This is a genomic window from Corticicoccus populi, from assembly GCF_042686195.1.
In the GTDB taxonomy this organism is placed as follows: Bacteria; Bacillota; Bacilli; order Staphylococcales; family Salinicoccaceae; genus Corticicoccus; species Corticicoccus populi.
The window spans coordinates 143,405-168,187 of the sequence record NZ_JBHUOQ010000005.1; the positions used below are offsets into that span (position 1 = coordinate 143,405).

A 24,783-nucleotide genomic window follows, 5' to 3' on the forward strand; every position below is an offset into this window, starting at 1 on the left:
AGGCATATTAAATTGAAGGAGTTTCCTGATGAAAAAAATAACTATTTTACCGTTGATAACGGTATTGATGATTATACTGTCTGCATGCAGCAACGGCTCTGATTCAGCCGGCAGTGATGATAAAATTAAAATCTATACAACTGTATTCCCTCTCACAAGTTTCGCTGAACAGATCGGCGGAGATACTGTCGAAGTTGAGTCTATATATCCAAACGGTGTTGATGTCCATACGTATGAACCAACACAAAAAGATATGATTGAATATGCAGACGGCGACTTATTTATCTTCACTTCTGAATCACTTGATTCCGTTTCAGAAAGTATCAAATCTTCTATAGAAGAAGATACAAATTTTCTTGCAGCTGCGGATAACATCTCAGAAGAAGAATTTTTAGAGCACAGTCATGATCACGATGACCATGAACATGATGAAGGGCATGAAGATGAACACGGACACCATCATGAGTCCGGGGACCCCCATGTCTGGCTGGATCCTGTATTCTCAAAATCTATGGCCGAATCCATTAAAGATGAGTTGATTAAATTAAACCCTGATGAAGAAGCACTGTACACTGAGAATTTTAATACACTTTCTTCGGATCTTGATGACATTGACCAGTCACTAACAGACATTACTGATAATGCCGTAAGAGACAGTGTCTATATCTCACATGAATCCATCGGTTATTTAGCAGACCGCTACCATTTCAACCAGGTCGGAATGAGCGGTATCAACAATGAAGAGCCGAGCCAGAATCAGCTGACTGAAATGATAGATGAAATTGAAGAGAATGACGTATCCTATATTTTATATGAACAGAACATTCCGTCACGCATTGCAGAATCCATCCAAAAAGAAACAGGCACTGAGATGCTTCCATTCCATAACCTCTCTGTGCTGACTGATGAAGATGATCAAAATGCAACATATCAATCTATCATGAATGAAAACATTGATACTTTGGAACAGGCACTGAATTAAGAAAAACGCTGATGAGGAATATCTCATCAGCGTTTTTTTAATCTAAACTTTCTCTTTTAAAGACTCCGTGAATTCCTTAATCTCATCCACATCTCTTTTAAGTAAAAATCCAATGACAACAATTAAAACTGTAAACAGTGCCAGACCGATTACAAGCAGTTTAAATATAAAGCCGAGCAGTCCTTTAATTAAATCCATTTGATATCTCCTCCTTTTTCAGTCGTTATTTATACCCGTTTCTGCAAAAATAAATTCATTTTCAGAAAATATTTTTCATAATATTTTCTTAGTCTTCCGGTAATACGAATCCTGTTTATGCTTTTTTGCCGGATGCGATAAGTTCAATTGCCGGAATATCCGCCGGTGCCCAGTCTAAAGTATGAATATCCTCCCGCTTCAGCCACTTCATATCAACGTGTTCATATAGTTTAATTTCTCCTGAAATGACTTCTGAATAATATGTGGTCAGCTCAACCACTCCAAAATCATACTCATATGTTGTCGTGATTATTTTATCCTTCACATCAATCCGGCAGCCCATCTCTTCATCCAGCTCGCGGATAAGCGCTTCTGATGCAGACTCACCGTCTTCTATCTTTCCTCCCGGGAACTCCCATTTCAATGCTAAATTTTTACCTTCAGGACGCTGGGCACAGAGCACTTTGTCATCTTTATCCAGAATGACTGCCCCAACGACTCGAATATGCTTCTTCATCTCAATATGCCTCCAAATTAACTTATATCTTTTCTTTTAAAAATTGAACCAGCTCATCTTTTGTGAGCTGTGCAATATTATTTTTCATATTTGCAGGTTCTAAACTTTTTTCTGCAATGATTTCCACATCATCTTCCGGAATATTAAAATCCGATAATTTAAGTCCGAGACCCATTTCTTTCTTCAGCTCATTGAAGCGTTCTGCAAGGTGCGCTGCTGAATAAAATCCTATGTCTTTGGCATGCGCGTTCAGTTTTGGATTCACTTCCGCATTAATCACAAACCACTGATCCATTGAAAATGCACAGGCTTCACCGTGCGGCACATCGTAATGTGAGGTTAAATAATAACTCATCGCGTGAGAACCTGATGTACCTGTCTGGGAAAATGCGACTCCTGCCATCATACTTGCGAGTGCCATTTCTTCCCGCGCCTTTTTATTTCCGGGTTCATGAAATGCAGTCAAAAGATTTTGAAAGGCAATTTTTGATGCCCGGATGGCGAGTGCATCTGACATTGGATTGTTTTTTACAGAACCAAGACAATCCAGTGCATGGCACAGCACATCTATCCCCGAAACTGCAGTAGTTTTTTCAGGACATGTAATCGTAAGCTCAGGGTCGACAACTGCCGCTTCAGGATATAATCCCGGACCAATCAGAGGGACTTTAAGACCAAGAGCTTTGTTACTGATAATACTTGATGCAGTCACCTCGGAAGCGGATCCGCTTGTCGTCGGTATCGCAATTACCGGCAGTGCATAAGTAAAATCCTGATGATTTAACAGATCAATCACTTCAACATTCTGCACATAACCTGCTGCAGCTGCTTTTGCTGCATCCATGGTCGATCCCCCGCCGATTGCAATCACGGCTTCTGCATCCTGTGCCTTTAATTCATCAATGACCGCCTCGACATTTTCAATGGTCGGGTTTGGTTCAATGCCCGTAACAACAGCTTTTACAGCATCACCGAGCATAGACTCTATTAACGCGGCAGTGCCGTTTTTCACCTGCGAATTCGAGGCAACAACAACATATTTCTGATAACCGTATGGTTCAAGAATTGCGTCCAGCCTGGAAAATTCACCTTCCCCAAAATGAATATTTACTGGATGATTAAATGTGAACATGAACATTCCTCCTTGATGTCATTATACTATTTTTTAATGGATACAATAGAAAAAGCACCTCAAAAGGTGCTTTTTTCTATTACATATTCTTCTTCATCGCTTCAGCAACATGTTCCACTTCCGTACCGACAATCACCTGTATGTTTGTCTTTCCGGGATGAACAATTCCATGAATACCCGAGCTTTTAATTCTCGCTTCATCTATTACTGCTTTATCCCGCACATTAATACGGAGACGCGTAGTACAGTAATCCAGTGTTTCAATATTTTCTTTGCCGCCGAGACCTTCAAGAATAATATTTGCTTTTCTGGCGTATTTATCAGCAGGTGCACCTTGTGCTGCTGTTTCTTCGGAAGTGCCGGCTGATTCATTTTCTTCAAGAATTGACGCGTCACGTCCCGGTGTAATCAAATCGAATTTAGTGATGATTATTCTAAACAGTACATAATAGATTGCAAAGAACACCAGTCCCTGCAGAATGAGCATATAAGGCTGATTCGCAATCGGGTTGAATGAGCTCAGGAAGAAATCAATAAATCCTGCGCTGAATGAAAATCCTGCTGTCCACTCAAATGTCGCTGCGATAAACATTGACACCCCTGTAAGCAGTGCATGGACCACATACAATAACGGTGCAAGGAACATAAATGAGAACTCAAGCGGTTCTGTAACCCCTGTTAAAAATGCTGTGACAGCTGTTGCCATTAATACTGATGCTGCCGCTTTTCTATACTGTGTTTTCGCTGTATGATACATCGCAAGAGCCGCCCCCGGCAGACCGAACATCATAATCGGGAAGAAGCCGGCCTGATAACGTCCGGTTAAACCTTTTTCTCCTTCACCTGCAAGGAAGTTTCCGATATCGTTAATTCCCACTGTATCAAACCAGAATACTGAGTTTAGTGCGTGATGAAGTCCTGTCGGAATTAACAATCTGTTAAAGAAGCCGTACAAGCCGGCACCTGTCGCACCAAGTCCGCTGATCCACTGTCCAAAATTAAATAACAGTGTATAGAAAACCGGCCATACAAACAACAGTACCGCAACCACAAGAATCATTGTAAATGCGGCAATAATCGGCACTGCGCGTCTGCCGCTGAAAAATGACAGATAATCCGGCAGTTTCACTTCACTGAATCTGTTGTACAACGCCGCTGAAATCAGTCCAGTGACGATACCGATTAATACGTTATTATTAATAACATTAAATGCGGCATTCACCTCTTCCACCGCAATCCCCTGCAGTGCTGCAACATTTTCCGGCTGCAGCATGGATGTTACAACTGTAAATGATACCAGCCCTGCAACTGCTGCCGCACCGCTCTTGTCTTTTGACATACCGAATGCGAGACCTACCGCAAACAATATAGCGAGCGCATCCAGTATTGCGAGCCCTGCGGACTGGATAAACCCGACAATCACGTTTAAATATTCCCATCCTATAAAATAATCATTGACCGCAACAAGTATGAATCCGATACCGACAAGCAGTGCTGCTGCCGGCAGTACTGATACAGGAAACATAAATGAGCGCCCCATGTTTTGAATATACTTAAGCATATTCCATTCCTCCCCTTGTTTATAATTATGTATTAAAATTTTGTTTTACTGCACCTTTAATATAACATTTTTACAATTCATAAAGTATATTAATTTTATACTTACATGCAGAATAATGATTAATTAATTGACAATTTATGATATGAATTTTTTATTTAAAAAGAGTATAATTTAAGGCGACTATAAAAGAATATGAGGGATTATATCATGCAATTACTAATTAAAAATGTGAATATTGTCACCCATGAACAGATTCTCTGGGATCACTGGCTGCTGATTGAAGATTCTAAAATAAAAGCAATCGGCTCAGGTGCTCACCCCGAATCGGACCGGACGATAGACGGAGAAAATCATTTTATGCTTCCCGGGGCAGTCGACCAGCATATTCACGGTGCTTTCGGGGTGGATGCGATGGATGCCGATGAAAATTACATTCATAAAATCAGCAGTCATCTGCCTTCTACAGGGGTCACTTCATTTCTTGCGACAACTATGACGGCACCGCTTGAAAATGTTGAAAAAGCTTTAAAAAACCTGCAGGATTATCGTTATGAATCCGGCGCCGAAATGCTCGGTATCCACCAGGAAGGACCGTTTATCTCAAAGAAACACCCCGGAGCGCAGGATCCGGCACACATTAGTCCTCTGGATCATACAAAACTTAAGGCACTCCAGGAAATTTCCGGTAACAAAATACGTCTGATGACCTATGCACCCGAAGAGGATAAGGACGGCCGTTTTCTTAAGGAAATGAACGCGTTGAATATTATTCCGTCTGCCGGACATACAGATGCCACCTTCGAGGAGCTGACTCATGCACATCAAAACGGCATGCAGAATATTACACATCTATATAACGGCATGCGCGGGCTGCACCACAGAGAACCGGGCGTTGTAGGATTCAGCTATCTCGGTGATGCCAATGTGGAAATCATTGCTGACGGGATTCATTCCCTGCCTGTCATGGTGAACCTTGCATACAAAAACATTACTTCCGACAGAATGATTTTAATTACTGATGCCATGCGTGCACAGGGCCTCCCTGACGGCGTTTATGATTTAGGCGGTCAGGATGTTCATGTTAAAGGCAATGAAGCACGGCTTGCTTCCGGTTCTCTTGCCGGAAGTGTACTGACAATGGACCAGGCGGTCAAAAATATGTTTGAATTCACTGACTGCGGCTGGATTGATATTGTTAAAATGACCGCATACAACACTGTGAAAACATTAGGAATAGCTGCTGAAAAAGGAGTTATAAAAGAAGGCGCTGATGCTGACTTAGTTCTTTACAATGATCAGCATATGCTGATGAAAACTTTTATCCGCGGTGAAGAAGTATACAGTAAGTAAAACAACGCCCGTCTCAAAATTAACTTTGAGACGGGTGTTATTTTATCGTTTCTTTATATTATAGTCATACTTTTTAAAACGAAGTGTGAACGGGAGAAAGAGGAAGAGATATGCTATTAACAGTAAGGCACTGAGTGTGATTGACACATTAATGGATAAGTGCCAGATTGGTATCAAAACAAACACAAATGCCGCCACTAAAAGTATCGCGATGTAATCATAAATGATTGTTAACGTAGACGGTTCAATATATGACTTACATTCAGGGCATTTAATACGGGTTCTCGGCTTCAACGAATACCCAAGCACCTTTTCTTTATATGTCCATTGATGCTTACAAAACGGGCATGTCCCCATACTTTATCCTCCAATTTTCATATCTTATCTAATTATAAAATACTCACTCAAATAGTTAAAGTTCTCTTTAATACTAAAAGCCCGCATCTTATAAAGATACGGGAGAAAGTTCATTTAACTATTCGTTTTCATCAAACTCATAATAGTCTGCGAGTAATGATTTAATTTTTATATCATCACTTTCCGACTGGATCAGTTTAATATTTGAAATCACTTCATCACAGCCCTCGTCAGCGAGATGTGCATTCAGTCTCTTTACTAAATTCAACAACTCATCGAGCGTACCTTCCACTGTCGTTTCCGTCGGTCCGACAAAATGAGTCATACCGCTGTTTTCAATAATCTCAATACTGCTTGATATATATGAAAATTTGTCACTGTTTCCCGGATGGTGCGGCAGCAGCTGAATTGACATTGTATAGTTCATAGTTTCATTTCCCCCTGTAAACATTCTATATTTATCTCTTTATATGATAACATGAGAATAAGTGATTTTTCTATCAATCGAATAATGAGGTGATTTATTTGGATGCTAAATCTATGAAATGGCTTAATTTCATACTCACGTTAATCGCTGTAGGTGCGATTTACTATTTCCTTAATGATTCAATACCGTCAGGATTCAAAATTCCGTTCGTCATTGCGCTTATTCTGATTGCTGCACTATCCCTGCTTGTCGTTTTCAAGCGGGAAAACACTGATGAACGTTAGACAGCGTTCATCAGTTTAAATATTCGTTCACTGCCGGCACTGTCTTCGTATCAGACATTCCTTAATTCAGCATCTCCCATAAATAAACCGTAGCATACATACCGTATCCGCCGTAATGCCTCATCTCTTCTTCCACATATTTTACAGAAGGTTTTTCTATATCATCTGTTATTTTTAATACATTTTTTAACCCTGCATCACCTATCGGCACCGCATTTCTGTATTTAAGACACCGCATTAATACAACATTGGCACTCCATGGCCCGATTCCGCGGAATGAAGTAAGGAATTTCAAAACGTCATCATATGACTGATATTTAAGAAGATTTTCTTTTGATAAAACGCCCCTGTCTATTTCAGCCATAATATTTTTAATATATTCTGCTTTCCTTGTGGAAATCTGCATTTCACGAAGGACATCTACAGATAGTGACGCAATCTCACCTGCTGCCGGCATCATTAAATACTTGTTTCCCCCAAAAGTGACATGGTGATTAAAATACTCAACCACACGTTTTTTTAATATATACGCGAAGTGCATCGTAATCTGCTGCCCCAGTACTGACCATAAAAACGCATCCGCAATATCCGGATATCCGGTCATTCGAAAGCCTGACAGCTTTTTTATATGATCTTTCAGTCTGACATCATGTTCCGCCCATTCATAAAAACCTGCCACATCATAATCCAGGTCCAGCCATTCTGTTACATATTTCCGGACCGCTTCATCACTGACACCTTCATTTAAGAGTATCTGAACTTCCACACCGTCAGGCCTGCCCGTCACTTCAAACAGTACTTTATTTCCTTCGAGTCTTTCAGCCTTACGGATTTTCCCGCCCGACACCTCATAAAGGCAGTCATTCTGCCGCTGCATATACTGATAGGACTGCTGAAAATCAAATGCGCCGTTCGCCTGTATCTTCATAGAACATCACCATATACAGTCTCACCCTGGACCGGTTCCAACCCGTCTTCAAACCGAATTCTGACCGCATCCGCATGATGCGGTTCAATACCGTTCATGACATGGAAGTGCAGATGAGGTGTGTCTGAAGCGCCGCTGTTTCCGCACTGTGCAATTATCTCTCCCCTTTCAACCATATCTCCCGGGCTGACATTTAGAGAGCCGTTCTTTAAATGTGCAAGTAGTGAGTATTCATTATTATCATGTTCGATGATTACCGCATTTCCTTCAGGTGCATCTGTGTTCATACCATACGGTGGATTATCCGGAATACCTGTCAAGACCCGGACTATTCTGCCTCGTGCAGGCGCTGTGACTGCTGCACCAAATGCATAATATGATGTCAGGTTTTCACGCTCTCCGCTGTGGGACATGCCTGTTTCTTTTCGAATAAAGTCATATGCATACCTCTGGTGACTGTATGGATAATGGTAATTCAAAAAACTGTCAGCACCGCCCCATAATATAAACCACTTACCTTTGAACGGCATACTGTATTTATTTACAGTATACTTATTATCACTCTCAAACGATTCATGCTCGCCAAATTGAATCCCTATAATTTCAAGACCGGTACTGTAGGCTGTAATAATCATTCGTTTTGACTTTGGGTCCACCCACTGATAGCGTTTCACACCCGGCTCAAGCTGATTCTGATTGATTAGTTCAAACCGGCCGGTACCTTCACGGAATGACGATGCTTCTTTAATAAATACCTCTCTACTCAGCTTTTCTTTAAAGCTGGCCACTGCTGCATCATATATACGGTCAAATGCCCCTTCTGAAAAATAATAGCCAAACTCCTCAGGAAATATACGCATCCTGCAGCCTCCAGTCTAATTTTTTAAAACAAAAGACAGCACATCAACTAATGTTCTGCCTCTTCAATCTGTTCGATTATTTCTTCTGTCTGTTTTTCAATTGACTGAAGATCATTCGCAATATAATTATCAAAATTCACTAAAATGACTCTGCTTTCATCTATATTAAGCACTTCTGCAAAACTGGATTTTAATTCACTGCTTTTTGATAAATCTCTCACACTAATGACTGCATAATCAGTGTCCACTGCACTGAAATCTGCCATTTCATGCTCGACTACCGGACCCTGCTCGATTAACTCTGATACAGAATCAGTGATATTAAAATCAAGCACATCATAAACGACTTCTGTTCCATAAGATTGATACGGCCCGTAAACATAAAAGCCGGATTCAGATTCATTCTGTACGAGAACCAATGCATCAAGCGTACTGGTATCAACCGTCATTTCCCTGCGGTAGGACACTAAATCATCCACCCATTCATGACCGAGTGATTCAGCAGTATCTTCTTGATTTAAAACAATACCTAAAAACAACAGCTGGTTCAAATAAATTCTTTCACGGAATTTATTCAAAGTATCCGACTGGTAATTTAAAGGAATTACAGGCGCAATATCCTGGTATTCTTCAATATACTCATCTGCTGAAAATGTAACGATTAAGTCCGGATCAAGCACTCTTAACGCATCGACATCTCCATATTCAAGATAAGACACATTTGAATCATCATCTATGTATTCACTGTTTTCTATTGATGCGTTAACACCTACCACATCCGCATCTAATAACGACGCATTACCAGCATCCATCGCCCGCATCAAGACCACCCGTTCAGGTTCCGCAGGAATTTCCATCTCCCCGATGACCGGTATACTCACCTGTCTGACTGTTCCATCCTCTGAAACTCCTGTTTCCCTTATACTGTTACATGCAGATAAAATCACAGTCAGTATAATCACACAACAAAATTTTAATTTCATCTTTAAACCCTGCCTTTAACCTTTTCCTGTTATGCTCATAAAAAAGACCGGCTTGAGACCGGTCCGTATTAAAAGTCTAATCGTCTATACTACAGTTCCATAGTCTTCAATATGCATTGCTTTTGCGCGGTACTTACGTAAAAATCTTACAAATTTCTCAAGTTTAATCTGTGGGATACCGTGCATTGTGATTAAGACCTCATTGCCCACCCATATATGAAGTATATTACCAAGAAGTATCTGTCTGCTTTGTCTGATATCTGTAATATCTTCAAGACGGATACTCTGTTTTAAAACATTACCGTATCTATCATATACGTTCACAAATAAGCGTCTGGTTGTCGGGACAAGTGCCCCTTCGAATATGTGCTGCTCATTAATCTCAAATTCAATAGTACCTGCAAGTTCAGTTCCCGTTACTTCGTTCTCAAAAAGTGCAACATCTGATAAGTCAGTTATTTTATTACGCATATTGCACAACCCCTTTATTCTTTTGTTGAACTATTACCCTTAGAGATTATATTGTAAACAATCTCCAATTTTAAAACGAGTACCCCTAAAAGCATTCCGATAATACCTCCGACAGTATTTAATATTACATCATCAATATTCGTTCCTCTGCCGACAGGCAGGATAAACTGCAGTGCTTCAATCAAAATTGATGTTAAAGAAGCAGCCACTGTCGTCAAAAATTCCTTACGGGTAATAAGGTAAAGAAAGAAGCCAAACGGCACAAACAGCAGAACATTCATAATCAATGAATTAATGATCGCGCGTGTTGTTGCAAGCTCCCATGTCTCAATAATACTTTCAAATGGAACCAACTGCAGTGAATCATTAGGGTACCCTGCCGGTATCAGTGTTACAAGAATCATTCCGACAACTGTCGAAATCATGCCTATATATATCAGCATCGTAAACTGCCGTCTTTTTGAATTTAATTTATAACCTGATTTTCTGTTTAAAAACAGAAAAAGAATAATGACAACGACAAATATCATTATAAATATAGGAATAACAGGTTCAAAAGCATTATACAATTGTTTCAATAAAATTCCCTCTAATCTTTAATAAATTGCCTCTTGTACTTTCACAGCTGTATCCCGTTGTGTCATTTATTATAATCACTTTTAAATATTATACATGATTCCACAAAAACTATCAGTGATTAAACTGACGCTTTCTTTAAAAGATAATTATGCTTCCACATCTTATTGTAATATACACCAAAGTACTCAATATAAAATTACTGAAATCATATTTGACACTTATATCACTTTACGATATATTAAATGTAGATATATCATAAAGTGATATAATAAAAATGAGGTGACAGAGTGAAAAATAAAGACCAGATTACAGACTCAATGTTTTATATTATGGCCGCTCTTGTTAAACCGAGACATGGCTATGCCATTATGAATTTAATTGAAGAAACAACGGACGGTGCAATTACAATCGGTCCCGCTTCAATGTATACAATTATTAAGAAGCTGTTGAAGCTGGAATGGATTTATTTGTACGACGGGCTCGATTCAAGACGTAAAACTTATCTCCTTACAGATGAAGGCAGAACAGTTTTTGAGGCAGAATTGAAAGTGAGGAAACAGATGATCAACTCTGCAGAAAAAGAGTTAAAGGAGGAAATAGAATGACCAAACAGAAATATATCATGTCAGGCGGACTGGCTTTCTCTGAATCAAAGGATATGGAAAAGTTAAGAAAATATTCATTAAAAGGCTGGCATTTGAGCAGCTTCAGCTTTCTTGGCTACACACTGACTAAAGGAATCAAAAAAGATTATATCTATAATTTAGATTATCACAGCATAACACCAGACGAGAAAGAAGAATATATTAATTTGTTCTCCGCCTCCGGCTGGACTCATGTGACATCTATAGACAATATTCATTTATTCCGGGCATCCCCTGAAACAAAGCCGATTTATACAGACTCTGACACTTCAGTTCAAAAGTATAAACGTTCATGCAGATCAACAGCGGCTGTCGCCATACCTGTTATTTTGATTACTGCTGCAGCCTGGATTCTTGCATTATCCTTTTCCGGAACCGCGGGTACTGTACTTATGATTACTGCCGCAGTATTAAGTATTATCGCCGTACCGGCGGCAATGACACTTACTGCTTCCTGGCACAGCAAATGGAAAGCGGAAGGGAAACGAATACCGGTATTACTGATTAAAATAATACCATTTGTCATCATACTTACTGCCACTTCTGTTCTGCTGTCATTTAACTCTCTCAACTCATCTGTGGAGCTTTTGGTTTACATGACAGCAGGTGCAGTAGGCTTCCCGGCAGTCGTTTGGATGATTATGTCCACATACCAGCGGGTAAAAAGAAATTAAGATTTGTATCAATCACAATATAAGGAGGAACTGAACTATGAGCCTCAAACTCACACACTTAACGAAAACATTCGGCAGCAACACGGCAGTTGATGATATTAATCTGGATGTTCCAAAAGGAAGCATGTACGGTTTTCTCGGGGGAAACGGTGCAGGTAAAACAACAACGTTCCGTATGATTCTCGGGCTTCTGACACAAACAACCGGAGAGATTACCTATGATGGCAAGAAAATCGATTACTCAATGACTGATAAAATCGGTTATCTGCCCGAAGAACGGGGGCTTCATCCTAAACTCAAAGTTTCCGAACAGGTAAAATACCTCGGCAAATTAAAAGGAATGTCCACAAAAGAAGTAAATAACAAACTGGATTACTGGCTGGAACGATTTGAAGTTCCTGAAAACAGAGAAAAAAAGATTGAAAAACTGTCTAAGGGTAACCAGCAGAAGATTCAATTAATTGCCTCAATTATTCATAACCCGGAACTGATTATTCTGGATGAACCATTCAGCGGGCTCGACCCCGTAAATGTAGAAATGCTCAAATCAGCAGTAAAAGAGCTGAATAAAGACGGTGCGACAATAATATTCAGTACACATCGTATGGAGCATGTTGAAGAACTATGTGAAGAACTTTGTATTCTTAATAAAGGTAAACAGATTGTCAGCGGAAACATTGACCAGATTAAAGATGATTTCGGTCAAAAAGATATCATCATTGAAGGCGATCATGACGTGTCTTTCATTAAAGCAATGCCCGGCGTTCTTGATGTAAAACGTGTCCGAAATAAAACCACCGTAAAAATTGCGGATGAACAGTTTGCCGAACCAATATTCAATGAAGTCATCAAGCTCGGCTACTTCAAACGATTCCAGGTTCAGGAACCTTCAATCAACGATATATTTATCGCTAAAGTAGGTGAAAAATATGAATAAGTTTATGACAACCTTTTCTCAGACATACATTAGTAAAATCCGTGCTAAATCATTTATATTTACTACACTGTTAATTGTACTCCTTGTATTTGCAGGAGCGAACTTTGATAAAATTATCGATTTGTTTGATTCAAGTGAAGATATCGCGACTGTTGAAGTGAATGCAGATGAAAATATTGCCGGACAGTTTGAAGCAATGCTCGGCAGTATGAGCGATAATATCGAAGTGGTAGATGCAGACGGGGATGCTGTAGTAACTATTGAAGACAGTCAGCCGTTATCTGCAGAAGTATCAAGTGAGAATGAAATCTCTTCAAACCAGTCTTCCGAAATTGAGCTTGCATTGAATGAACTGAACCGGCAGAGTATAATCAATTCTCTCGAACTGACTGAAGAAGATGCCGCTCTTTTAACATCGGAAGTTTCCGTACAGTATGATGTCACTTCTGAAACAGACGACAGCAGTGCTGCAGATGAGTCCGGGATGGAGCCGTTAAATATTGTAATTTTCTATATCGCAGTTCTTGGTATGTTCATGATTATCATTAACTACGCCAGTCAGATTGCGATGGAGATATCCATGGAAAAATCATCCCGTGTTATTGAAATGATTGTTTCCAGCGTGAAGCCTGTCAGCCATGTTCTTGCGAAAATATCGGCAATCATACTCGTCAGCTTCACACAGTTGTTTGTCATTGTTATTGCCATTGTATCAGCAATCTATATATTTAATTTAAATGAAGTGTTTGATGAATTCGGACTTGAAGTCAGTGACAATACTGTGCCTATGCTGATTTACAGCATCATCTTCCTGGTACTCGGTCTTGTATTGTACTTGACTGTTTCTGCAATGCTTGGTTCATTCGTTAACCGGATGGAAGATCTGCAACAGGCATTAATGCCGATCACCTTCATGTCCATTGCAGGATTGTACCTGGGGATGTTTAACCTGATGACGCCAGACACTTTACTTGTAAAAATCACCAGTTATTTCCCTTTCTTCACACCATTCGTCATGCCGCTTCGGATACTTGACGGAGAAACCAGTCAGGCAACACTTCTGATTGGTATCGCAATACTGATTGTCACTATTGTAATTTCTGTATTTCTTGCGGCAAGTATTTACAGAAACAGTGTTCTTTCCACTGAAAAAGGGATTATTAAAAATTTAAAACGCATTAGAAAACAGTAAGATTGAATATAAAGACACACATGGCGGGAAATCTCCCGTCATGTGTGTTTTTCGTTATATCTCTGTATCCGTAATCACTGTAACATCACTGTGTTTTTGTAAAATGGATGCGGGAAGATCTTCTGTAACTTCCCCTTCAATCATCCGGAAAAGTGCATCTTTTTTCTTTTCGCCTGACGCCAAAAGGACAATCGATTTTGCATTCATCATTGTTTGCAGTCCCATAGTCAATGCATATCCTGGTACTTCATCATCGGATTCGAAAAATCTTGCGTTCGCTTCAATAGTATTTTGGGTCAGCTGAATCACATGAGTCCCCTGATCAAAAGGCGTCCCCGGCTCATTAAATGCAATATGCCCGTTACGCCCGATTCCCATTATCATTAAATCGATGCCTCCGAGCTCTTCAATCAGCCGGTCATAATCTGCCGCTTCTTTCTCTAAATCCGAAGCCTTACCGTTAGGAATAAATGTATTTTCATCAGGGATATTTACTTTATCAAAGAAAGCAGTCTGCATATAATGGCGGTAGCTCGCTTCATGTGAGCCGTCAAGCCCGACATATTCATCCAGATTTACAGTATAGACATGGCTCATATCTATATTATTTTCATTAATAATCTGTGCCAGATAATGATACATTTTCAAAGGCGTGCCGCCGGTCGGCAGACCGAGAACAATTCTTTCAGACGATGTAATTTTTCCAGCAATAAATTGAGCACATTTTCTGCTCATTTCATCGTAATCATGTACGTTAATAATTTCCATTTTGGATTACCCTCCAGCAATGTTTTCTACAAGGACTCTATAATGAGCTTAACGGCATCATTGATGTCTTTTTGTGACCAGCTCGGCTTTTGAAGCGCGCTCCCTATTTCATGATTTGCAGGTGTATGAATAAAACCTGCCGGGACATTCATATTTTTATTTTGAAGATAGTAAAGTGTACTGTACATTAAATTATTACATAAATAAGTGCCCGCCGAATTTGTTATTCTTGCAGGAATGTCAGACTCTAAAAGTGTTTTTTCAAGCTTTTTTAACGGCAGTGTGGAAAATATACCATCCGCACCTTCAGTTTCAATTTTTTCACCATCCGGTTTATATCCGCTGTTATCTTTTTTACCGTCTCTGCAGTTAATCGCAATACGGTCCAGGTCGATCGTATGAATACCGCCGGCAAGACCAAGATTAATTACAGCATCCGGTTGAATGGTATCAATATCCTCTTGTATCAGAGACTTTATTTCATCAAAAACAACTGGATACACCCTGCCGGTTATTTTATAATCACCAATAGTTTGACCGTCCAGATATTTAACGGCTGACTCAGTTGGATTCGTTTTAAAATCAAGAAATGGTTCGTAACCTGTTAACAACAACTTTTTCATCAATATCACCCTCCAGTATTACTATATCAGATAACAATAGATAAAACGCTTTATCCATATTATTTTGATTATAATAAAATCCGCCAATGAAAAGGATTTAATCCTCCATCAGCGGAATTCATTAAAAGTATTACTGCACAACATATTTAATCTGCTTCTATAAAGCTTTAATCATCTGTCTGATGGCACCGAGATGGTATGCCGCATGTGACAGGCTGGACAGGAAAAATCTGAGTGTAAAGTTATCAATGGACATGGATTCCATATAATTCAACATTTTTCCGTATGAATGGTCAATATTATTTTTAAGTTCTGTCCATTCATTTTCTGTCAGCGGTCCGATGTTCCAGCTGATGGACCAGTCAACGTCCGGCCTCACATCATCCAGATAACTCAGGCTGGTGTCAATATGGTACATCGTGTGGTGTATGTGCGATGCAATACTTGAACCATTAATGTTTTTTGACACCTGCTCAGCACTCAGCTGCTTAATCGTTCCAAGAGTTCCTGTGTCGGGTTTCGTTTCAATAAAATGACTCGAACCCTCTTCTCCTATTCCTTGAAAAGTTTCAATCCATATTGCACTAATAACATCCTTCATGAATATTGCATCTCCCTTCACTTCCATTTTCCTTATTATAACATTCAGTATAACGCTTTATCCTGCATAAAGATACAGAATTGTTGCAATATTTCATCTCTTATCAATATAAAAAATGGACAAGAAAAACGGCTGAGTCATGTAAACTCAGCCGCACAATATTATCTCTGTAAATCTTTTAAATAAGGAAAACTGCTTGGGTACTGATAATACCCGCTTAAATCTTCCTGGATACCGGCAAGTAACACAGAATGATAAATCGGCACAAGCGGTGCTTCATCAATAATAATCTGCTGTGCTTCCTTATACAGTTCCATACGTGTATTTTCATCCTGCTCAGTTCTTGCATCATCCAGAAGCTGGTTGACTTCATCATTATGGAAACGCGTTCTGTTCCCCGGCGCTCCGATATTATCAGAGTGGAACATCGGATATAATCCATAGTCCGCATCGAGAGTTACAGTACCCCAGCTGCCCATGAAAATATCATGCTGGCCTTCAGCCGTAAACTCCTGATAAGCAGCGGACTCCATTTGATTAATTTCAATATTAATGTTTAAATCACTTAATTCTTCCTGAATATAAGTTGCGATATCTGCATTTGTTCTGTCATTTACAACAATCTCTGCAGTGAAGCCGTCACCGTAGCCGTTTTCTTCAAGAAGTCTTGCTGCTTCTTCTTTATTATATTCAATTGGATTTAATTCATCACTGTAGCCGTGAACCGTCGGGTTAAGCGGTGTTTCTGCAACACTCGGGATTCCTTCAAGCATTTCGTCAATGATGGCATTTTTATCAATCGCCATTGCAACAGCCTGTCTGACTACAGGGTCGTTAAACGGTTCTTTCTCTGTATTAAAGCCCATATAGGTCATATTGGCACTTTGGTTCTGTTCTACATGTGTGCCGTCAGTGCTGTCAATCTGTGCGACGTCACTCGGGTTAACCGGATAGATTAAATCTGCATCTCCGGTAGTCAGTTCTGCAATTCTTGTGCCATCTTCAGGGACAGCTTTAAATGTAACCTGTGACGGTTCTGCAGGTTCACCCCAGTAGTCATCATTTCTGACCAATGTGATATGGTCTCCTTCAGAGATTTCTTCAAATTTGAAGAATCCTGTGCCGACCGGTGTTCTATTCACTTCTGTCAGCGGGTCTCCACCGTCTTCCATCTGCTGATAATCCGCATCAATCACTTCTTTACTGATCATGTTACCGCCGGGATGTGCCAGATGTGAAGGCAGTGCGGCAAATGGTTCATTCGTAGTAATGTGTACAGTATAGTCATCAATCACTTCAACTTCTGCAATTTCTGTAAATAAAAATTCAAGCGGTGAACCAACTTCTGCATCACGTACCCGGTCAAGATTTGCTTTTACAACTTCTGCATTAAAATCTGAACCATCATGGAATTTAATTCCTTCGCGGAGTTTGAATTCCCATGTCGTATCATCCAGTTGTTCATAAGACTCGGCAAGCCCCGGTTCAAGTTCCAGGTCCTGATTCAATTTGACAAGTGTCTCATAAATGTTTGTCATGACATAGAGTGAGTATCCGTCATTTGCTGCATGCGGGTCTAAAGAGCTCGGCAGTGCCAGTAAACTGAAATTAATCTCTTCAGTACTTTCATCTCCACTTTCTCCTGAATCTGCATTCTCTTCAACATCACTGTCGTCTGTGCAGGCTGCCAGAACAAACAATAATGTAAATAAAAGCATATATAATTTTTTCATGCTTTTTTCCTCCCATAAATTTTATCGTATATTATTATACCGAGTTTTCAGGTCAGAATAAAGAACAAATCTCATTAATCTGGTAGGAATTAGTTTACATCTTTCACTATTGCTTATTCTGGAATGCCTCATTGTTCAAATCTGTGATAAACATATATCCCGGTGCATGCGTGATAACTATTTCCGGTTTCGCATTTAAAATGACATTTTGAGGCGTGACACCGCATGCCCAGAATACCGGCACTTCATCCTCATTATATTCTGTAAACTCTCCGTAATCAGGTTTACTAATGTCATCAATACCTATTTCAGACGGTGCCCCTGCATGAACCGGTCCGCCGTGCATATCAGGAAATTCCTCAGTGATACGAATCACCTGCTCCACTTTATCTTTTGGGAAAGGTCTCATGGAGACTACCGTACTGCCGTTGAATATACCGGCAGGTACTGTTTCAATATTTGTTTTATACATGGCTACATTTCTGCCCTGGTCAATGTGCTTGATTGGAATACCCGCATCAAGAACCGCCTGCTCAAATGTAAAACTGCACCCGATTAAAAACGTCACAAAATCTTCCTGCCATATTTCTGACACATCATCTGTCTCTTCAGAAAATTCACCATTTTTATAAACGTGGTATTTCGGAATATCCGTCCTGATATCAGATCCTTCTGCAAGTGTGCTGACATATTCCCCGGATTCAATCACTTCAATCACCGGCACTGGTTTTTTATTGCGTACAGCAAATAAGAGAAAGTCAAATGCATATTTCTTCGGCAGCACGACAAGATTAGCCTGTACTTTATCACCGGAAATTCCGGAAGTCGGCCCGGTGTGTACCTTCATTCGGATCCGCTCTCTGATTTCTTTTGCTTCCATAAAATCCCCCTTATCCATTCCATAAATCAGCTAAACCGCCGAGTGACATTACACCTGCAAAAATGGTAAATATGACTGCAATAACGCCCAATACAATCATCCAAGTTGGATGCCTGTATTCGCCGACAACACTTTTACGGCGCGCAGCAAGTAAAATCGCCCCGAGGGTTACCGGCAGAATCAGTCCGTTAAATGCACCAGCCAGGATTAACAATGTGACCGGTCTTCCGACAAAAGTAAATATTAATGTTGAAGTCAGAATAAATATAACGATGACAATATTATTGTATTTATCAAATGCTGTGTGCATTGATCTAAGGAAAGACGCACTTGTATATGCAGACCCGATTACTGAGGACAGTGCTGCCGCAAGCAGCACAACCCCGAACACACGCATGCCGATATCACCGAGTGCAAACTGGAATACTGATGCAGGCGGATTCTCTTCACTTAATACTGCCCCCTGTGCCAAAACACCGAGCACTGCAAGGAACAACAGGACACGCATGATGCCGGTTGTTAAAATACCATAATTTGCAGCCCTGCTGACAAAACGGAGATTCTCTACCCCGGTCATCTTCGCTTCAATTAATCTGTGTGCACCGGCAAATGTAATATAACCGCCGACAGTACCGCCGACAATCGTCACAATCGGTACAAACATCGTCCACGGTTCATCCGGAAGCACCATCTTAGCCGCTGCCTCACCATAAGGCGGATCCGACTGAATCATAACGTAGGCAGTGATGGCAATCATTAAAACACCAAGTACCTGTGTCACAATATCCATAACTGCCCGACCGTTTTTCACTAGAAAAACAAAAATTGCAAACGCACCGGTTAAAGCTGCTCCAAGTCTTACATCCCAGCCGAACATCGCATTTAAACCAAGTCCCGCACCTGCAACATTACCGATATTAAATGCAAGTCCGCCGAGCACAATTAAAAAAGCAACCGCATGCCCGAGACCCGGAACGACTTCATTGGCAACATCCTGGCCGCGTTTACCCGAAACGGTCAGCACTCTCCAAATATTAAGCTGGGCACCAATGTCAATAATAATAGATACAAGTATTGCAAACGCAAAACTTGCCAGAAACTGCTCCGTAAACACGGTCGTCTGTGTCAGAAATGCCGGTCCTATGGCAGAAGTTGCCATCAGGAATACTGCACCGAATAATAATCTCCTCTGCTGCCCTGTAATTTTTTGTTTCTTTTCCATACCACATACCCCCTGACTTACATTGTTATAATGTCAATCTGATCTGCACCAAGCGCTGTTCGAATCTCTCTGACAAAATCCAAAGCTTTTTTCCCATCCCCGTGAACACAAATACTGTCCGCCTGAATATTGATATCATTACCATTGATACTTTCCACCCTGCCTTCACTTACCATGCGGACTACACGTTTAACCGCTTCATTAGTATCCGTAATCATCGCCCCCTCTTTACGTCTCGATACCAATGTGCCGTCATCTTCATATGCTCTGTCTGCAAATACTTCATGTCTGACTTCAAGGCCCGCTGCTTTACCGGCCTTAACCAGATTCTGATTGCTCAGCCCCATCAATTTCAGAGCAGGATTAAACTCTTTTACAGCTGCAGCAATCGTTTCCGCAAGTTCATAATTATCGAATGTCGCATTATATAAAGCGCCGTGGGGTTTGACATGATTTAATGTCAGACCAACTGTTCGGGCAAGACCATCCAGTGCACTCATCTGATACAGCATAATCCCACGCACTTCCGGCATCGTTAAATCCATATACCTCCGGCCGAATCCCTGCATATCCGGGAAACCTGGGTGTGCACCGAGCCCGGTTGTACCACTTTTTTTAATCCGCTCCAAAGTTTCGAGCATTACAAGCGGATCACCTGCATGAAAACCGCATGCAACATTGGCAGAAGAAATTAAAGGAATAATCTCCTCATCGTTTCCTATTGAATAGTTACCGAAGCTTTCTCCTAAATCAGCATTTAAATCCACACTTAACATAATTAATTCCTCCTACTGATCAATAATTTTATTATTCACCAGGAACTTAATATCGACATTGTTGTTCAAATAATTCTCATGACGCATTAAAAAGCTTTGAAAGTCTAAATTTGTTTTCAATGGTGCAATCACAGTCTCATCCAGCACCTGTGTCATTTTTTGAATCGCAGCCTCTCTTGAATCATGATGAACAATAATTTTGGCAATCATTGAATCATAATTCGGCGGTACATTATATCCAGTGAAAATATGTGTATCCACCCTAACATTTCTCCCGAGTGATAAATGGAGCTGTTTTACGGGCCCCGGTGACGGCATAAAATTGTTGGATGAATTTTCAGCATTAATCCTGCATTCAAGCGCAAATCCGTTAATCTTAATGTCCGCCTGGGTAATCGTCAGCCTCTGATTAAATGCCACCTCAAGCTGTTCCCGGACGATATCCACACCTGTAATTTCTTCGGAAATCGTATGCTCGACCTGCACCCTTGTGTTCATTTCTATAAAATAAAATGCATCTTCCTCTTCCACATATAAGTACTCAACAGTCCCTGCACCCGGATAGTTTAATGCTGCAACCGCTTTACGTGTCGTTTCTGTAATAAATGCTCTCGAATCTTCCGATAAAATCCGGGCAGGTGCTTCTTCAATTAATTTCTGGTTATTTCTTTGAATGGAACAGTCGCGTTCATATAAATGAACGGCACCGCCCCGGCCGTCTCCGATAATCTGAACTTCTATATGACGTGCTTTCGGGATATATTTTTCTATATACACCCTGTCGTCATTAAAAGCATTCTTCGCTTCTTTTTTGGCATCTTTAAAATTCTTTTCAAAATTTTCTTTGTCATGTACAAAACGCATCCCTTTACCGCCGCCGCCGGATACCGCTTTAATCACTACAGGATATCCAATGTCTTCAACAACCTTGTCAGCTTCATCAAGATTTTCTACAACACCCGTACTGCCCGGAATAACCGGAACACCCGCTTCTTTCATAGTCGCTCTCGCCTCTGCCTTATCTCCCATCTTCTGCATCAGTTCTGATGTCGGGCCGATAAATATAATCCCTGCCTCCTCACACCTCTTTGCAAATTCAGGCGTTTCAGAGAGAAAACCATACCCCGGATGAACCGCGTCAGCACCGCTTTTTTCACATGCAGCAAGTATACGGTCAATATTCAAATAACTTTCCGAACTTTTCGGGGGGCCGATACAGTATGATTCATCTGCGAGTGCAGTATGAAGCGCCCCTTTATCCGCTGTCGAATATACCGCAACACTTTTAATATTCATTTCTTTTAAGGTCCGGATAATACGCACTGCGATTTCCCCTCTGTTTGCGATCAGGACTTTTTTCATTATCTATCCCTCCTCCGGCTTCACTGTCATAATCACCTGTCCGTATTCAACCACATCACCATGTTCAACAAGAATTTCTTCAATCGTTCCCTCATGTTCTGTTGTAATTTCATTAAATACTTTCATCGCCTCAATCAGTCCGACTGTATCTCCCTTGCTCACTGTGTCACCCACACTGACGAATGTTTCATCACTGCCCTCTTCCTTATTCGTATAGAATGTGCCGACCTGTTCTGCAGTGATTTCAAGTAAATTTGAAGATTTTTCTGTGCCGGACTGCTCAGGTGAGGCCGCAGGCTCATTTGCTGATGATACCGTATTATTTTTTTCGATATGAATCGAGCCGTCCTCTCCCTGAATTTTCAACTTTGTGAGCCCTTCTTTGTTAAACAACTTCACAATTTCCTCTATTGTTTTAATATCCATAACATTACCCCATTAAATTTAGTATTTTCTGTGCAGAGACTCTCCGCACATGATTGAATTGATTTGACTGCTCCAAATATTTTCCCGTCTCAATCTTCTCAAGGATTTTTTTATATTCTTCTGCTGCCTCTTCTACAGTGATTTCTTCAAATGATATACTGCTGCCGGGCACGAGCTGTGCAACTTTCGGTATATCACACAATGCCACGGTACCGATTCGTGCGTATCCTCCTGCAGTCTGTCTGTCATTAAGGAGAATGATCGGCTGCCCGTTTTTCGGCACCTGTATACTGCCGAGCTGTGTCGGCTCGCTCAACACATCATAGCCTGAGGTTGATTCAAGAGCAGGCCCGCTTAAACGCATTCCCATCCGGTCACTGTCCTTTGTCACTTCAAAGTCCTTATTGAATAAATCGGTCCTGCTCTCTTCGGTAAAACGTTCAAACTGCTGTCCCGGAATTACCTTGATGACATGACTGCTTTCATCAACAACCCTCTTAACTGTTTTTTCCGGGATATCACCATTACCTTCTAATGTTCTTAGTACGTCACCTGCTTTTAATGTCCGTCCCTTAAAACCGCCGATGCCGCTTCTTGTATGTGTTGCACTGCTTCCGAGTACCTCCTGTACTTTAAAGCCGCCCGATACCGCTAAATATATACGGGCACCGCCTGAACATTTCCCAATGGATATTTCATCGTCTTTAAATACATGCACTGCACAACCTGAATCATATGATTCATCATTAATTTTTAACTCTGCATCACTGCCTGCGGCTGCAATCACTGTATCTTTTAACACTTTCAGCGATACTCCCTGAAATGTCATTTCTAATGCCGGTGCATTGATTTCATTACCAAGCAGCTGGTTGGCAAGAGAATGCGACAAATAATCCACTGATCCTGCCTGTGAAAACCCTTCTGATTGATGGCCATATCTTCCAAGATCCTGAATGGTTGAAAAAAGACCCGGATTAAGTACCTTAAATGTCATGACTCCTCCTCCTTTGAAATCGAAACACTGTAATCATTCTTCTTAACTGCTTCCTCAATCTTCCGGTATTCTTCTTCATCAATTTGTTTAAATACAATACGGTCGCCGGGCGAATATAAAATCGGACGTTCCCTTTTTGGATCAAATAACGGAATAGGTGTTCTGCCAAGCAGATTCCATCCGCCGGGCGATTCAAAAGGATACATTCCGGTCTGTCTGCCGCCGATACCCACAGCACCTTTCGGCACTTTTGTTCGTGGATTTTCAAGACGGTCCCTGTATAATCTTTCATCCAACCCGCCGAGGTACGGAAAGCCCGGCATAAACCCAAGCATGTATACCAGATACTCACGGCCGCTGTGAAGCTCAATCACTTCATCCGGTGATAGTCCGGTCTCTTCAAAACGATCAAGATCCGGTCCATAATCACCACCGTAACAGACAGGTATTTCAATCACTTTATATTTAAACGGTGCATCAAGCAGTGCGTCGACATCAACCCCTTCAATAATACCTGCGAGATCCGCAGCAGATGTTTTCATAACATCAAAATTCACTATCAGGCTTGTATATGACACAATAATTTCATCGACACCGTCAATTTCTTTTTCCTCAATCAGGTGCTTAAGCTGCACCAGTTTTCTATTAATTTTTTCATCAATTTCATCCCCGAGATAAACAGTAACTGTATTTTCACTGAACTGTTTAATTTCCATACTGCCGTCCCCCTTTTACGTCCTCTAAGTATAGTATTATTCTAACATGATTATTCTGAATTATTCGAATTAACGTTAAATAATCTAACATTTTTTTGAATATTTATACCTGCATTAAAATAAAAAATAATCCCGCCTCCAAAAAGACGAGATTACTGTTATTAAACATTTAAAATTTCTTCTTCAAGTTTCTTTAATTCTTTTTTCATTACCCGGTTAATAATCGGTTTCATGGCACCAACAATAATGCCGGCACCCTTTTTAGAGCCCTCAAGATGGCTCTTTACTGTAATTTCAGACCCTGTATCAACAGGGACAACTGTAAACTGTGTGACAACAGTACCTTGTTTTAATCTTGACTTAACCTCTATTCTTCTGGCTTCAACATAATCCGTAATCTCACTTCTGAAAGCATACGTCTTACCTGCCACTTTTAGAGTTGTTCTGAACTTTGTGCCTGTCTCACGTCTTTTTTCAGAATGATATTCAATATTTTCAATAATACCGAAAACATTCTTTAAAGCGGCATCATCATTCACTACCTTAAATACATTTTCAGGTGGTGCATCCAGCTGTTTGTTGTGATAATTATATATTTCCATCGTC

Annotated in this window: 30 protein-coding genes; 7 read left to right on the top strand and 23 right to left on the bottom strand. The window is 40.5% G+C overall.

The genetic code is table 11. The annotated features are described in order from the left end of the window. Window positions 1-28: 28 nt before the first annotated feature. Window positions 29-982, top strand: a complete 954-nt coding sequence (locus tag ACFSX4_RS13335; RefSeq protein ID WP_377775724.1) for a metal ABC transporter solute-binding protein, Zn/Mn family — start codon at window positions 29-31, stop codon at window positions 980-982. Between the two features lie 42 nt (window positions 983-1,024). Here the strand turns inward: ACFSX4_RS13335 and ACFSX4_RS13340 are convergent, their stop codons facing one another. From ACFSX4_RS13340 to nagE, 4 genes are all read right to left on the bottom strand, one after another. Continuing rightward, window positions 1,025-1,180 carry a hypothetical protein gene (locus ACFSX4_RS13340; RefSeq protein WP_377775726.1) on the bottom strand — a complete coding sequence of 52 codons (156 nt, stop codon included), beginning with the start codon at window positions 1,178-1,180 and terminating at the stop codon, window positions 1,025-1,027. 115 nt (window positions 1,181-1,295) lie between these two features. Continuing rightward, the gene (locus ACFSX4_RS13345; protein WP_377775728.1) at window positions 1,296-1,697 is read right to left on the bottom strand and encodes a (deoxy)nucleoside triphosphate pyrophosphohydrolase; all 402 of its coding nucleotides are present in this window, start codon (window positions 1,695-1,697) and stop codon (window positions 1,296-1,298) included. A gap of 22 nt (window positions 1,698-1,719) precedes the next feature. Then, complete coding sequence (locus tag ACFSX4_RS13350; RefSeq protein ID WP_377775730.1) at window positions 1,720-2,829, bottom strand: iron-containing alcohol dehydrogenase; 1,110 nt, start codon at window positions 2,827-2,829, stop codon at window positions 1,720-1,722. A gap of 79 nt (window positions 2,830-2,908) precedes the next feature. Then, window positions 2,909-4,390, bottom strand: a complete 1,482-nt coding sequence (gene nagE, locus ACFSX4_RS13355) for an N-acetylglucosamine-specific PTS transporter subunit IIBC (protein ID WP_377775732.1) — start codon at window positions 4,388-4,390, stop codon at window positions 2,909-2,911. 207 nt (window positions 4,391-4,597) lie between these two features. On the opposite strand from nagE, the gene nagA reads away from it, so the two are divergent. Then, a complete protein-coding gene (gene nagA, locus ACFSX4_RS13360) occupies window positions 4,598-5,740 on the top strand; it encodes an N-acetylglucosamine-6-phosphate deacetylase (protein WP_377775734.1) in 1,143 nt (380 codons plus the stop codon). A 42-nt stretch (window positions 5,741-5,782) separates the two neighbouring features. On the opposite strand, the gene ACFSX4_RS13365 is transcribed toward nagA, so the two are convergent. Both ACFSX4_RS13365 and ACFSX4_RS13370 read right to left on the bottom strand, forming a co-directional pair. Further along, window positions 5,783-6,097, bottom strand: a complete 315-nt coding sequence (locus ACFSX4_RS13365; protein WP_377775736.1) for a TIGR04104 family putative zinc finger protein — start codon at window positions 6,095-6,097, stop codon at window positions 5,783-5,785. Between the two features lie 118 nt (window positions 6,098-6,215). After that, window positions 6,216-6,524, bottom strand: a complete 309-nt coding sequence (locus ACFSX4_RS13370) for a thiamine-binding protein (protein ID WP_377775738.1) — start codon at window positions 6,522-6,524, stop codon at window positions 6,216-6,218. Between the two features lie 113 nt (window positions 6,525-6,637). Here ACFSX4_RS13370 and ACFSX4_RS13375 point away from each other — a divergent pair, with 113 nt between their 5' ends. Next, entirely contained in the window at window positions 6,638-6,808 is a 171-nt protein-coding gene (locus ACFSX4_RS13375; RefSeq protein ID WP_377775740.1) for a hypothetical protein, read from the top strand. Between the two features lie 61 nt (window positions 6,809-6,869). Here ACFSX4_RS13375 and ACFSX4_RS13380 read toward each other — a convergent pair whose 3' ends face one another. From ACFSX4_RS13380 to ACFSX4_RS13400, 5 genes are all read right to left on the bottom strand, one after another. Continuing rightward, on the bottom strand, window positions 6,870-7,736 hold the full coding sequence (locus ACFSX4_RS13380) for a DNA-3-methyladenine glycosylase family protein (protein ID WP_377775742.1): 867 nt from the start codon (window positions 7,734-7,736) through the stop codon (window positions 6,870-6,872). Beyond that, a complete protein-coding gene (locus ACFSX4_RS13385; protein WP_377775744.1) occupies window positions 7,733-8,596 on the bottom strand; it encodes a M23 family metallopeptidase in 864 nt (287 codons plus the stop codon). The genes ACFSX4_RS13380 and ACFSX4_RS13385 overlap by 4 nt, the downstream gene beginning before the upstream one ends. A gap of 47 nt (window positions 8,597-8,643) precedes the next feature. Continuing rightward, window positions 8,644-9,579, bottom strand: a complete 936-nt coding sequence (locus tag ACFSX4_RS13390; RefSeq protein WP_377775746.1) for an ABC transporter substrate-binding protein — start codon at window positions 9,577-9,579, stop codon at window positions 8,644-8,646. An 84-nt stretch (window positions 9,580-9,663) separates the two neighbouring features. Next, window positions 9,664-10,050 (bottom strand): PH domain-containing protein, encoded by a 387-nt coding sequence (locus tag ACFSX4_RS13395; protein WP_377775748.1) that lies wholly within the window; start codon window positions 10,048-10,050, stop codon window positions 9,664-9,666. Between the two features lie 14 nt (window positions 10,051-10,064). Further along, window positions 10,065-10,628 (bottom strand): VanZ family protein, encoded by a 564-nt coding sequence (locus ACFSX4_RS13400; RefSeq protein WP_377775750.1) that lies wholly within the window; start codon window positions 10,626-10,628, stop codon window positions 10,065-10,067. 288 nt (window positions 10,629-10,916) lie between these two features. Here ACFSX4_RS13400 and ACFSX4_RS13405 point away from each other — a divergent pair, with 288 nt between their 5' ends. Genes ACFSX4_RS13405 through ACFSX4_RS13420 form a run of 4 tightly spaced genes read left to right on the top strand, consistent with a single transcriptional unit; the run spans window position 10,917 to window position 14,076 of the window. Further along, window positions 10,917-11,234 (top strand): PadR family transcriptional regulator, encoded by a 318-nt coding sequence (locus ACFSX4_RS13405; RefSeq protein ID WP_377775752.1) that lies wholly within the window; start codon window positions 10,917-10,919, stop codon window positions 11,232-11,234. After that, a complete protein-coding gene (locus ACFSX4_RS13410) occupies window positions 11,231-11,947 on the top strand; it encodes a DUF2812 domain-containing protein (protein WP_377775754.1) in 717 nt (238 codons plus the stop codon). The genes ACFSX4_RS13405 and ACFSX4_RS13410 overlap by 4 nt, the downstream gene beginning before the upstream one ends. A gap of 37 nt (window positions 11,948-11,984) precedes the next feature. Then, window positions 11,985-12,884, top strand: a complete 900-nt coding sequence (locus ACFSX4_RS13415; protein ID WP_377775756.1) for an ABC transporter ATP-binding protein — start codon at window positions 11,985-11,987, stop codon at window positions 12,882-12,884. Beyond that, entirely contained in the window at window positions 12,877-14,076 is a 1,200-nt protein-coding gene (locus ACFSX4_RS13420) for an ABC transporter permease (protein ID WP_377775758.1), read from the top strand. Before ACFSX4_RS13415 ends, ACFSX4_RS13420 begins: the two co-directional genes overlap by 8 nt. Window positions 14,077-14,130: 54 nt before the next feature. On the opposite strand, the gene nagB is transcribed toward ACFSX4_RS13420, so the two are convergent. From nagB to ACFSX4_RS13480, 12 genes are all read right to left on the bottom strand, one after another. Then, the gene (gene nagB / locus ACFSX4_RS13425; protein WP_377775760.1) at window positions 14,131-14,844 is read right to left on the bottom strand and encodes a glucosamine-6-phosphate deaminase; all 714 of its coding nucleotides are present in this window, start codon (window positions 14,842-14,844) and stop codon (window positions 14,131-14,133) included. A 26-nt stretch (window positions 14,845-14,870) separates the two neighbouring features. Further along, entirely contained in the window at window positions 14,871-15,467 is a 597-nt protein-coding gene (locus ACFSX4_RS13430; protein WP_377775762.1) for a pyroglutamyl-peptidase I, read from the bottom strand. A 157-nt stretch (window positions 15,468-15,624) separates the two neighbouring features. Then, the gene (locus tag ACFSX4_RS13435; protein ID WP_377775764.1) at window positions 15,625-16,068 is read right to left on the bottom strand and encodes a hypothetical protein; all 444 of its coding nucleotides are present in this window, start codon (window positions 16,066-16,068) and stop codon (window positions 15,625-15,627) included. A gap of 161 nt (window positions 16,069-16,229) precedes the next feature. Then, complete coding sequence (locus ACFSX4_RS13440; RefSeq protein WP_377775766.1) at window positions 16,230-17,801, bottom strand: glutathione ABC transporter substrate-binding protein; 1,572 nt, start codon at window positions 17,799-17,801, stop codon at window positions 16,230-16,232. Between the two features lie 106 nt (window positions 17,802-17,907). Further along, on the bottom strand, window positions 17,908-18,681 hold the full coding sequence (locus tag ACFSX4_RS13445; protein ID WP_377775768.1) for a putative hydro-lyase: 774 nt from the start codon (window positions 18,679-18,681) through the stop codon (window positions 17,908-17,910). 10 nt (window positions 18,682-18,691) lie between these two features. Further along, entirely contained in the window at window positions 18,692-19,903 is a 1,212-nt protein-coding gene (locus tag ACFSX4_RS13450; RefSeq protein WP_377775769.1) for an NRAMP family divalent metal transporter, read from the bottom strand. Window positions 19,904-19,920: 17 nt separating this feature from the next. Beyond that, window positions 19,921-20,679, bottom strand: coding sequence for a 5-oxoprolinase subunit PxpA (locus ACFSX4_RS13455; RefSeq protein WP_377775770.1), 759 nt, complete (start codon window positions 20,677-20,679; stop codon window positions 19,921-19,923). Window positions 20,680-20,691: 12 nt separating this feature from the next. Further along, window positions 20,692-22,044, bottom strand: coding sequence for an acetyl-CoA carboxylase biotin carboxylase subunit (gene accC / locus ACFSX4_RS13460; protein WP_377775927.1), 1,353 nt, complete (start codon window positions 22,042-22,044; stop codon window positions 20,692-20,694). Further along, window positions 22,045-22,467 (bottom strand): acetyl-CoA carboxylase biotin carboxyl carrier protein, encoded by a 423-nt coding sequence (locus ACFSX4_RS13465; RefSeq protein ID WP_377775772.1) that lies wholly within the window; start codon window positions 22,465-22,467, stop codon window positions 22,045-22,047. Window positions 22,468-22,471: 4 nt separating this feature from the next. After that, complete coding sequence (locus ACFSX4_RS13470) at window positions 22,472-23,461, bottom strand: 5-oxoprolinase subunit C family protein (protein WP_377775774.1); 990 nt, start codon at window positions 23,459-23,461, stop codon at window positions 22,472-22,474. Next, window positions 23,458-24,177, bottom strand: coding sequence for a 5-oxoprolinase subunit PxpB (gene pxpB, locus ACFSX4_RS13475; RefSeq protein WP_377775776.1), 720 nt, complete (start codon window positions 24,175-24,177; stop codon window positions 23,458-23,460). The genes ACFSX4_RS13470 and pxpB overlap by 4 nt, the downstream gene beginning before the upstream one ends. A gap of 161 nt (window positions 24,178-24,338) precedes the next feature. Then, a complete protein-coding gene (locus tag ACFSX4_RS13480) occupies window positions 24,339-24,779 on the bottom strand; it encodes an SRPBCC family protein (RefSeq protein ID WP_377775778.1) in 441 nt (146 codons plus the stop codon). Between the last annotated feature and the right edge of the window lie 4 nt (window positions 24,780-24,783).